This window comes from Actinomadura sp. 7K534 (assembly GCF_004348575.1).
Classification (GTDB): domain Bacteria; phylum Actinomycetota; class Actinomycetes; order Streptosporangiales; family Streptosporangiaceae; genus Spirillospora; species Spirillospora livida.
The window spans coordinates 17,113-27,666 of the sequence record NZ_SMKB01000086.1 but is presented as its reverse complement, the minus strand read 5'-3'; the positions used below and the strand labels follow the sequence as shown (position 1 = coordinate 27,666).

Below are 10,554 nucleotides of genomic sequence, written 5' to 3'. Positions count from 1 at the left end.
GTGCTCGGGTGGCGGCGGGGGCGTGGTCGCGGTCGCCGGACAGGTCGACGCCGAGGCTCAGCAGGAGCCGGTGCCGCAGCGCGGCGAAGTCGGCGTCGCGCGGGTCGCGGGGACGCGGCAGGCCGACAGGGATCTCCTCGGCGATCCGCCCGCCGTCGACCAGCAGGACGCGGTCGGCCAGCAGCAGCGCCTCCTCCACGTCGTGCGTGACCATCAGCGTGGTGATCTCGTGGTGCCGCCACAGCTCGGCGACCTGCCGCTGCATCTTCAGGCGCGTCAGGGCGTCGAGGGCGGCGAAGGGCTCGTCCAGCAGCAGCAGGTCGGGGGTGCGGACGAGGGCGCGGGCGAGCGCGACCCGCTGGGCCTCGCCGCCCGACAGCGTCAGCGGCCAGGCGTCGCCGCGGCCGGGCAGCCCGACCTCGGCCAGCGCGCGGTCGGCGCGTGCGCGCAGCTCCGCGCGGGGCCCGCGGAGGCCGAACGCGACGTTGCGCCATACCGGCCGCCACGGCAGCAGCCGGGCGTCCTGGAACACGATCGCGTGCTCGCCGGAGACCTGGATCTCGCCGGTCGCGTCGGAGTCGAGGCCGGCGACGATCCGCAGCAGCGTCGACTTCCCGCAGCCGCTCGCGCCGACCAGGACGACGAACTCGTGCTGGGCGACGGCCAGGTCGACGCCCTGCAGCACGGCGCGGTCGCCGAACGCTCGGCCGACGCCGCGCAGGCTGATCGCGGGGTCGTTGTCCGTCATGGTCATGCTCCTTCGAAGGTGCGCCGCCAGCGCAGCGCCCGCCGCTCGATGAGCCGGACGATCGCGTCGGCCAGGATGCCGATGACCGCGTAGACCGCCAGCGCGGTGATGATGATCGACGTCTGGGCGAGGATGTTCGCCTGGACGATGAGGTAGCCCAGCCCCGACTGGGCGTTGATCTGCTCGGCGACGACGAGGCTCATCCACGCGGTGCCGAGCGCGTAGCGGAGCCCGACGAGCGCGGACGGCATCGCCCCGGGGACGATGACGTCGCGGATCAGCTCCCACCGGCCGACGCGGTAGCCGCGGCCGAGGTCGATGAGCCGGTCGTCGACGTCCCGGATGCCCTTGAAGACGTTCAGGTAGACCGGGAAGAAGCTGCCGAGCGCGACCATCGTGATCCGCGGTGCCTCGCCCAGCCCGAACCACAGGATGAACAGGGGCACCATGCCCAGGTACGGCATGGTCCGGATGGCCTGGACGGTGGAGTCCAGGGCGTCCTCGCCGAAGCGGGACAGCCCGGCCGCGATGCCCGCGATGGTCGCCAGCGTCGCCCCGCAGGCCAGCCCGGCGACCGCGCGGAACAGCGAGATCCGCATGTGCTCGGCCAGTTCGCCGGACCGGATCATCTCGGTCAGCGCCGTCACGATCTCCCAGGGGGAGGACGTGATGCGCGGGTCGACGGCGCCGGTCTCGGCCAGCAGCTGCCAGAGCGCGATCAGCCCGATCGGGACCAGGGCCCTGCGGAGTGTTCGCGGTACCCGGGTCATGGCCGTGCCCGCGAGTTGAACTCGGTGGTGAAGACCGAGTCGACCGTGATCTTCTTCTTGATGACGCCCTGCTGGAAGAACAGGTCGGCGATGCGCTGGTTGCCGCGGATGGTCGCGTCCTCGATGGGGTGCAGCCCGGCGGGGCGGTTGCGCTCCGCCTTGAGGGCGATCTCCGCGGGGATGCCGTTCAGCTTCGCGACGGCGGCGGAGCGCTCCTCCGGCTCGGCCTTGGCCCAGGCGATGTGCCTGGCCAGCTGCGCCACGAACTCGCCGACCGCCTCCTTCTTCGCGCCGAGCGCCTTGTCGCTCGCGATGTAGAAGAGGGGGTTGTCGGCGTTGATGGTCGTGCCGTCGGTGAGCAGGCGGCTGCCGGACGACAGGAACGTCGTGAGCGTCGGGTCGATCACGGTCGCGGCGTCCAGGTTGCCGCTGCGGAGGACCTGCTGGGCGTTGGTGCCGTCGGGGAGCTGGACGAGCTCGACGTCCTCCATCGTGAGGCCGGCGGAGTCGAGGGCGCGGTTCAGCGTCCAGTGCGAGTTGGTCCCGCGGACGTAGGAGATCTTCTTGCCCTTGAGGTCGGACAGGGACTTGATGGGGGACTTCTCGTCCACGATGATGCCCTGCCCCTTCGGCCAGGGCGTGGTGGCCGTGATGATCTTGAAGGGGACGTCCCCGGCCTGGGCCACCACCGGGCCGACCTCGCCCAGCTCCGCCACGTCGATCCGGTCGGCCTTGAGCGCCGCGATCATCGCGTTGGACCCGCCGATGAGGTCGACGACCTCGATGCGCACCTTCCCGCTCTTGTCGTCCCCGTGCGCGGGGAACGTCGGGACCCAGCCGAAGGTCTTGGTGGTGCCGACGCGCAGCACGGTGACGCCGTCCTCGGCTTCGGCGCCGCCGCCGCAACCGGTCGCGGCGAGACCGATGGCGAGGCCGGTGAGGCCGGCCGCGAGGGCGCGCAGCCGGGACGAGGGGGAACGACGGGTCATGGCGAGCTCTCCGGGGTGTCGGTCGCGGCCAGCGCTTCGCGGGCCAGGGTGAGGGCGAGGGAGTATCCGGGCACGCCGGACGTGATGAGGGTGGTCTCGGCGACGGCGAGCAGGTCCCGCTCGCGGGCTCCGGCGCGCACGGCGGCGAGCGCGTGGTGCCGGGCGGCGTCGGCCCTGCCCAGCGCGGCGAGCTGCGCGAACTGGACGAGCTGCTGCACCTTCAGCCCCAGCGGGCTGCGGACGATGACCTCTCCGCGCAGCTCTTCGAGCAGGCCGGGGGCGGTGAAGCGGCCGTGCTCCGCGCTGAACTCCCACCGCTCCCGGACGCTGCCGGGCACGGCGCCGAACAGCGTCCGGTAGGTCTCCTCGTAGGGACCGGTGTCGGGCACGGCGTTCTGGTCGGCGTTCTGGCCGGCGTTCTGGGCGGTGGTCACCGGCCGCCGCCTTCGGGTTCGAGCGGAAGGGCGCCGCCGAGCGCCGTCGCGCCCAGCGTGACCTGCGCGGTCTCCTCCAGCGCGACGACCAGCCGGGCCGCCCCGGCGGCGTCGGTGCCGGTCGCCAGCAGGCCGTGGTTGGCGAGCAGGACGGCGCCGCTGCGCGGATTCGCGGTGAACGTGTCGACGATCTGCGTGACGGCCCGGCCGCTGCCCCGCGGACCGTAGGGGGCGACGGGGACGTCCTCGGTCTGCCCCGCCCGCAGCAGCGACTCGTACCGCGCGGGCAGCTCCCGTCCCGCGACCGCGTAGGCGGTCGTGAACGGCGAGTGGGTGTGCACGACGGAGCCGGTGCCGGGGCGCGCGCGGTAGACCTCGGTGTGCATCCGGACGATCTCCTCGTTCTCGGGAGCCAGCCACCCGGCGACGAGGTCGCCGTCCAGGGTGACCACCGCGAACTCCTCCGGCCCGATCCCGCGGAGCAGGCCGCGGGAGGTGAGCAGGAGGTGGTCGGGCGTCCCGGGCACGCGGACGCTCGCGTTCCCGTGCCCGCTCTTGGACATGACGTCGGAGGCGAAGAGGTCCGTCACCGCGCCGAGCAGCGCGTCGCGCGCCGCCGCGACGTCGGAGTCGCCGAGCGGGAGTGGAGCTGTTGACTGCAGCGTCTGTGACATCTGAAGGAATCTCCGGGAGGGCTGTGAGACGGCAGAGAAGGGGTCTGTTCATAGAGGGTTGTGTCAGCGGATCAGGGAGTGATCCCTGGCTTGAGTGCTCGGATCAGTGGTGCCTGCACACTGAGCACGAGCGCTACGTCACCGCCCGTCGGCGCGGCCGGCGTATTCTTAACTAAATCAGTAGAGAAAGTAGGGAGTCAAGCGGCTGTGGTCACGGCCACGCCGCTCGCCCCGGCTGCCCCGTGAATCCCTCCGAAGCGGGCGTAACGGGTCGCTAGTGTGTGTCATCGCTCATGTGATGATCAGGGGGGCGTCGGTGGCAGACCAGGCATTCCAGGTGGATCTGCGCGGGGTGGTGGATCTGCTGAGCCGGCACCTGTACGCGAGCCCGCGCGTCTACCTGCGGGAACTGCTGCAGAACGCGGTGGACGCGATCACCGCCCGGGGCGCGGACGGCGGCCGGGTGGTCATCGAGACCGGCGGCGGGGTGCTGCGGGTCCACGACGACGGCGTGGGACTCACCGAGACCGAGGTGCACACGCTGCTCGCCACGATCGGGCGGTCGTCCAAGCGGGACGAGCTCGGGTTCGCCCGGCACGACTTCCTGGGGCAGTTCGGGATCGGCCTGCTGTCGGCGTTCCTGGTCGCGGACGAGATCGAGGTCGTGACGCGGTCCGCGCGCGGCGGTGCCGCCGTCCGGTGGACGGGACGCTCCGAAGGCAGCTACCGCGTGGAGCCGGGGCGGCGGGCGGAGCCGGGGACGACGGTCACGCTGCGGGCGCGGCAGGGCGCGGCCGAGCTGCTGAGCCCGGCGGCCGTCGCGGACCTGGCGCGGACGTACGGGTCGCTCCTGCCGGTGGAGCTCACCGTCGACGGCAGTCCCATCACCGGGGACGGCCCGCCGTGGCTGGCGCACCACCGTGACCCGGCGGCACGGAAGCGCGCGTTGGAGCGGTACTGCGAGGAGCTCTACGGATTCACGCCGTTCGACGTCGTCGACCTGGAGGTGCCGGTGGCCGGGCTGACGGGCGTCGCGTTCGTCCTGCCGCAGGCGGTGTCGCCCACCGCGCGCGCCGCGCACCGCGTCTACGTCAAGCGGATGCTGCTGGCCGAGGGCGTCGAGGGGCTGCTGCCCGAATGGGCGTTCTTCGCGCGGTGCGTGGTCGACGCGGGGGAGCTGCGTCCCACCGCGAGCCGCGAGGCGCTCTACGAGGACGAGCTGCTCGACGCGACCCGGGACGGCCTCGGGGACGTCCTGCGGCAGTGGCTCGTGCGGCTGGCCGAGACCGACCCGCCGCGGCTGCGCGGGTTCCTGCGGCTGCACCAGCTCGGCGTGAAGGCGATGGCGCTGCACGACGACGACATGCTCCGCATCGTGGACCGCTGGCTGGAGTACGAGACGTCCGCCGGGCCGATGACGCTGGCGGAGTTCCGGCGGCGCCACCCGGACGGCCGGTTCACCGCGAGCGTGGACGAGTTCCGGCGGCTGTCGGCGGTCGCGGGGGCGCAGGGCGTCGGGCTCGTCAACGGCGGCTACGTCCACGACACGGAGATCATCGAGCGGCTGCCCGACCTCGACCCCGACATCTGCCTGAGCAGGCTGGACGCGGCGGAGCTGACCACCACGTTCGGCGTCCTGGACCCGGCGGCGGAGCTGTCGCTGCGGCCGTTCCTGGCGGCGGCGCAGCGGGCGGTGGACCGGCTCGGCTGCGAGGTCGTGGTACGCGACTTCGATCCCGCGTCGCTGCCCGCCCTGTACCTGACCAGCCGCGACGCGCAGTTCCGCGAGGAGCTCGGCCGGGCGCGGGACGAGGCCGGCGAGCTGTGGGCCGACGTGCTCGGCGCCGTCGGCGCCACGGCCGGCGTCGAGCGCCCGCAGCTGGTGCTGAACCACCGCAACCCGCTGGCGCGGCGCGTCATGTCCCTGGGCGACGGCGGGCCGGTCGAGCCGGCCGTGCAGGCCCTGTACGGCCAGGCGCTGCTCCTCGGGCACCACCCGCTGCGGCCCGCCGACACGGCGGTCCTGAACCGTTCCTTCATCGGCCTGCTGGAGTGGGCCGTCCACGCTCCGGAGGCGCCCCGGTGACCGACGACGTCTACGCGCTGATGACCCAGGCGCAGGAGCTGCCCTACGGGGAGGCCCGCACCGTCCTGGTGGAGGACGCGCTGCGCCGCGCCGAGGCCGCCGGGGACGACGAGCTGGCGTTCCGGGTCCGGACCCGGCTGACCGACGCCTACCAGTACGGAGGCGAGCCCGCCAAGGCCCTCGCCACGTTCAGCCGCGCGCTCGCCGACCACGACCGCGACCCCGGCCGGTTCGACGAGACGCACCTGCTGCTGTGGCAGATGAAGGCGGTGGTGTCGTCCCTGACGCTGTTCCCCGAGGTCCCCCTCGACCGCACGTACGCGCTGCTGGACGACATGGAGCGCCGCTACCTCGCGGGCGGCCACAGCCTCCAGGCCGTCTACCGGCGCCGCCACCTCGTGGCCCAGCACGTCGGCGACGACGCGGTCGACGACTGGTACTGGAAGTGGCGGGCCGCCCGGCGGGACGAGCTGTCGGACTGCGAGGGCTGCGACCCGACCGGCATGGTCCGGCACCTCGCCCGCGTCGGGCGGTACGAGGAGGCGATCGAGATCGCGGCGCCCGTGCTCGGCTCGGAGCTGTCGTGCAACGAGCAGCCGCAGGCCGTCCTGACCGCGATGCTGCCGGTGTACCTGCGGACGGGCCGCACCGAGCAGGCCGCCGACGCGCACCGCCGCGCCTACCGGGTGCACCGGGCGCGGCTCGCCGACCTCGGCGACATCTCCGAGCACGTCGAGTTCTGCGCGGCCACCGGCAACGGGGCGCGCGGGCTGGAGATCGTCCAGCGGCACCTCGGGTGGCTCGACCGGGCGCCGAGCCCGCACGCGGAGATGGAGTTCGCCGCCGCGGCGGCGCTGCTGCTGGACCGGGTCGCGGCGGCCGGGCACGGCGCGGCCACCATCCGCCGGCCCGCCGCGGACGGCAGGTCCGCCGCCGACGTCCCGCTGCCGGAGCTGCGCGCCGAGCTCGCCGACCGCGCGACGGCGCTGGCGGCGCGGTTCGACACCCGGAACGGAACGCCCTGCCAGAGCGAGCGGATACGGGCCACGCTGGCGTCCGAGCCGATCGTGGACTTCGTGCCGCTGGCCGCGCACCACCGGCGTCCCGCGCCCGCCCCGGAACCGGTCCAGGCGGACTCCCCGCACGAGGACGTCGCGTCCGTGGCGGACCTCGACGAACTGCTGGACATCGCCGACGAACGCCGCACCCGCCAGGACGTGGAGATCACGCTGGCCGCGTGGCGGCGGTTCGACGACCTCGCCGGGACGGCCGAGCCGACACCGCTGCAGCGGGCCCGCCGCCTGGACGGCCGGGGCGTCGAGCGCGCCCTGGACGGCGACGAGGAGGGCGCGGCCGCCTGCTGGGAGGAGGCGTCGCGGCTGTTCGGCGAGCTGGGCGACGAGACGCGCCGGCACCGCGCGCTCGGCCGGCTCGGCGCGATGCGCGCGAAGCTCGGCGACCCGCGCGGGCCGGCGGACATGACCGCCGCCGTGGAGCACTTCGCGAGCCATCCGACCCGCGACGGCGACGCCACCGGCGCGCTGCTGCGGCTCGCCACCTCGCACGTGGAGCACGACCGGCCCGCCGAGGCGCTCGCCGCCCTCGACCGGGTCGACCCGGACGACGCCCCCGACCGGGCGGGCGAGCTGTGGTTCCTGCGGGGGCAGTCGCTCCTGCTGACCGGCCGGGCCGACGACGCGGTCGCGGCGCTGCGCCGGTCGGCCGCGGCCGCCCGCGCGTCCGGCGGCCCGGCGGAGGCCGCCGCCCCGCTGCTGCTGCTCGCCCGCGTCCTCTCCCGCCGGGACGGCGGGCCCGACGAGGAGGCGTTCGCCCTGCTCGACGAGGTGATCGCGGCGCAGCCCGCCGGGTCGCCGATGCGGGTGGCGGCGCACTCCGAGCGGGGGCTCGCGTTCCTGGCCGCCGACCGCCCGGCGGACGCCGTCGCCGACCTCGCCGAGGCCATCGCGGGCTGGACGGCCGAGGGACTCCACGAGCAGGCCGTCCACCTTCGCGTGGACCTCGCCGCCGCGTACCTGTCCACGGGCCGCTGCCTGGAGGCCGCCGAGGTCGCCGAGGAGGCGCTCCCCGCCCTCATCGACCCCGCCCATGCCGACCCAGCCCGTAATGACCCGCACGACAGGCTCGCCGCACGGCGCTGCCGCCTGATCCTCGCGCACGCGCAGAAGGAACTGGGCGAGGAGGACGGCGCCGCGACGTTCGCGGCCCTCGCCGAGGACGCCGCCGCGGACGGCGACCACGGCGCGGTCGCGCACTTCCTGGACGAGGCCGGCGAGATCCTGACCGACCTCGACCGGGACGCCCAGGCCGCCGAGCGGTTCGCGGCGGCGGCCGAGGCGCACGAGAAGGCCGGCGACGCCACCGGCGTGGTCCGCGCCCGCCGCCGTGCCGCGATGTGCCTGCTGTGGTGCGGGGACGGCGACGGCGCCGTCACCGCCATGGAGTCGGCCCGCGCGGCGCTGGCGGGCCTGCCGCCGGACGACGAGCCCGCCCGCGTGTGGGAGACCGCGCTGGTCTCCTACGACCAGGCCCGCGTGCTGGCCCAGGTGGGGCGGCTGGCCGAGGCGGTGTCGCAGGCGTCCGCCGCCGTGGACGGCTTCACCGCCCTGGACGAGACGGGCCCCGCCGAGGAGGCCGCCCGTCTCCGCGACGACATCCGGTCCGCGCTGGAGGAGAACTAGGCGGGCGTGACGCGGCTCGCACCCGCGGACGGCACGGCCTCGATGAACTCCGGGGCGGTCCAGCCGCGCTCGGCGTAGGCGGCGGCGACCGCGTCCCGCACCCGCGCCGCGCGGTCGGCGGCCGTGAGGACGAGCACGGAGCCGCCGAAGCCGCCGCCGACCATCCGGCCGCCCCGCGCGCCCGCCCGCAGCGCCGCGTCGACCGTCGCGTCGGCCTCGGGCCAGGAGACCTCGAACTGGTCGCGCAGCGACAGGTGCGACGCGTTCAGCATCGCGCCGAGCTCGGTGACGGCCCCGGCGCGCAGCAGCCCGACGGTGGCCTCGACGCGGTGGTTCTCGGTGACGACGTGCTGGACGCGGCGCCGCAGCACCGGGTCGCGGAGCGTCCCGAGGGCCCCGGCGAGGTCCTTGACGTCGCGCAGCGCAGCCACCCCGAGCAGCGCCGCGGCCTCCTCGCACTCGGCGCGCCGCCGCGCGTACTCGCCGCCCGCCAGGGCGTGCGCCGCCCGCGTGTCCACGACAAGCAGCGTCATGCCGGAGCCGGCGGGCGCGAACGGGACCTGCGACGACAGGCCGCTGCGGCAGTCGAGCAGCAGCGCGTGCCCCGCCGTGCACAGCAGCGACGCCGCCTGGTCCATCGGCCCGCACGGCACGCCGACCTGCTCGTTCTCGGCGCGCTGCGCCAGCCGCGCCAGCGCGGGACGGTCGACCGCCACGTCGTGCAGGTCGCAGAGCGCGAGCGCCGTCGCGCACTCCAGCGCGGCGGACGACGACAGCCCGGCCCCCTGCGGGAGGTCGGAGTCGATCAGCAGGGACGCGCCGCCCGTGCCGTGCTCGCGCAGCACCCGCGCCATCCCGACCGGATACGCGGCCCACGCCCGCTCGGGCGGCCACCCCTCGGACACGACCGGCCCGCCGTCCACGGGAGCGGTCACCGCGGCCGCGGCCTGCCGCGACCGCACCTCGACCACGCCGTCGCCGCGCCGCGCGGCCGCCACCGACACGCCGAGGCCCAGCGCGAACGGCAGCACGAACCCGTCGTTGTAGTCGGTGTGCTCGCCGATCAGGTTGACCCGGCCGGGCGCGTGCCACACGCCCTCCGGCTCGCGCCCGAACACCTCGTTGAACGCCTCGGCGAGCGCGCGGGAATCGGTCATCGGGAGCGCAGGAACGTCCACGCGTCGTCGACCATGGCGCGCAGGTCGCGCTCGGGCTTCCAGCCCAGCTCCGCCTGGATCTTGCCGGACGAGGCGACCAGCACCGCCGGGTCGCCGGGGCGGCGCGGCGCCACCTCGACCGGGATGTCCCGCCCGGTGACGTCCCGGCACACCTCGACGACCTCGCGGACGGAGCTGCCGGTGCCGCTGCCCAGGTTGTAGACCGCGTGCCGGCCCGGCTCGCAGGCGTCCAGCGCCAGCAGGTGGGCGCGGCCGAGGTCGAGCACGTGGATGTAGTCGCGGATGCAGGTGCCGTCCGGGGTCGGGTAGTCCTCGCCGAACAGCCGCACGGACTCGCCGTCGCCCTGCGCGATCTTCAGCACGTTCGGGATCAGGTGGGTCTCCACGGTGTGCCGCTCGCCCAGCGGCCCGTAGGCGCCCGCGACGTTGAAGTACCGCAGCGACACCCCGCCGATGCCGTGCAGCCGCGCGTACTCGGCCAGCGTCGTGTCGATCGCCAGCTTCGACGCGCCGTAGGGGTTGGTCGGGCGGGTCGGGTCGGTCTCCAGGATCGGCGTCGACTCCGGCTCCCCGTACGTCGCGGCCGTCGAGGAGAACACGATCCGCCGCACGCCCGCGACGCGCATCGCCTCCAGCAGCGCCAGCGACTCGCCGAGGTTCTTGTCCCAGTACAGGCCGGGCTTCTCGACCGACTCGCCCACGAGGGACTTGGCGGCGAAGTGCAGCACGGCGTCGAACCCGGCGCCGCCGAGGACGTCGGCGGCGGTCTCCCGCATCGTGCCGCGCACGAGCCGGGCGCCCTCCGGCACGGCGTCCTCATGCCCGGTGGACAGGTCGTCCAGGACGACGACCTCGTGCCCCGCCTCCACGAGCAGAGCGGAGACCACGCTGCCGATGTAACCGGCGCCTCCGGTGACGAGAAGCTTCACGAACGGACCTCCACGGCGAAAGTTTCGGGTACGGCGGGGCCCGTCCA

9 protein-coding genes are annotated in these 10,554 nt (G+C 74.7%); 2 read left to right on the top strand and 7 right to left on the bottom strand.

Features of this window, described 5'->3' with window-relative positions; translation table 11 throughout:
• From E1266_RS18485 to E1266_RS18465, 5 genes are all read right to left on the bottom strand, one after another.
• On the bottom strand, window positions 1-748 hold a 748-nt coding region (locus tag E1266_RS18485; protein ID WP_347876729.1), incomplete at its 3' end, for an ABC transporter ATP-binding protein.
• A gap of 2 nt (window positions 749-750) precedes the next feature.
• Complete coding sequence (locus E1266_RS18480) at window positions 751-1,518, bottom strand: ABC transporter permease (RefSeq protein ID WP_132048566.1); 768 nt, start codon at window positions 1,516-1,518, stop codon at window positions 751-753.
• The gene (locus tag E1266_RS18475) at window positions 1,515-2,507 is read right to left on the bottom strand and encodes an ABC transporter substrate-binding protein (protein WP_132048564.1); all 993 of its coding nucleotides are present in this window, start codon (window positions 2,505-2,507) and stop codon (window positions 1,515-1,517) included. The genes E1266_RS18480 and E1266_RS18475 overlap by 4 nt, the downstream gene beginning before the upstream one ends.
• Window positions 2,504-2,941 (bottom strand): carboxymuconolactone decarboxylase family protein, encoded by a 438-nt coding sequence (locus E1266_RS18470; protein WP_132048562.1) that lies wholly within the window; start codon window positions 2,939-2,941, stop codon window positions 2,504-2,506. Before E1266_RS18470 ends, E1266_RS18475 begins: the two co-directional genes overlap by 4 nt.
• Complete coding sequence (locus tag E1266_RS18465; protein WP_132048560.1) at window positions 2,938-3,615, bottom strand: class II aldolase/adducin family protein; 678 nt, start codon at window positions 3,613-3,615, stop codon at window positions 2,938-2,940. Before E1266_RS18465 ends, E1266_RS18470 begins: the two co-directional genes overlap by 4 nt.
• A 316-nt stretch (window positions 3,616-3,931) precedes the next feature.
• Here E1266_RS18465 and E1266_RS18460 point away from each other — a divergent pair, with 316 nt between their 5' ends.
• Complete coding sequence (locus E1266_RS18460; RefSeq protein ID WP_207945748.1) at window positions 3,932-5,701, top strand: HSP90 family protein; 1,770 nt, start codon at window positions 3,932-3,934, stop codon at window positions 5,699-5,701.
• Window positions 5,698-8,400, top strand: a complete 2,703-nt coding sequence (locus E1266_RS18455) for a hypothetical protein (protein WP_132048556.1) — start codon at window positions 5,698-5,700, stop codon at window positions 8,398-8,400. Before E1266_RS18460 ends, E1266_RS18455 begins: the two co-directional genes overlap by 4 nt.
• On the opposite strand, the gene galK is transcribed toward E1266_RS18455, so the two are convergent.
• Together galK and galE are read right to left on the bottom strand one after the other, a co-directional pair.
• Window positions 8,397-9,557: a galactokinase gene (gene galK / locus E1266_RS18450; protein ID WP_132048554.1), complete on the bottom strand. Its 1,161-nt coding sequence runs from the start codon at window positions 9,555-9,557 to the stop codon at window positions 8,397-8,399. The genes E1266_RS18455 and galK overlap by 4 nt on opposite strands.
• Entirely contained in the window at window positions 9,554-10,507 is a 954-nt protein-coding gene (galE, locus tag E1266_RS18445; RefSeq protein WP_132048552.1) for a UDP-glucose 4-epimerase GalE, read from the bottom strand. Before galE ends, galK begins: the two co-directional genes overlap by 4 nt.
• Between the last annotated feature and the right edge of the window lie 47 nt (window positions 10,508-10,554).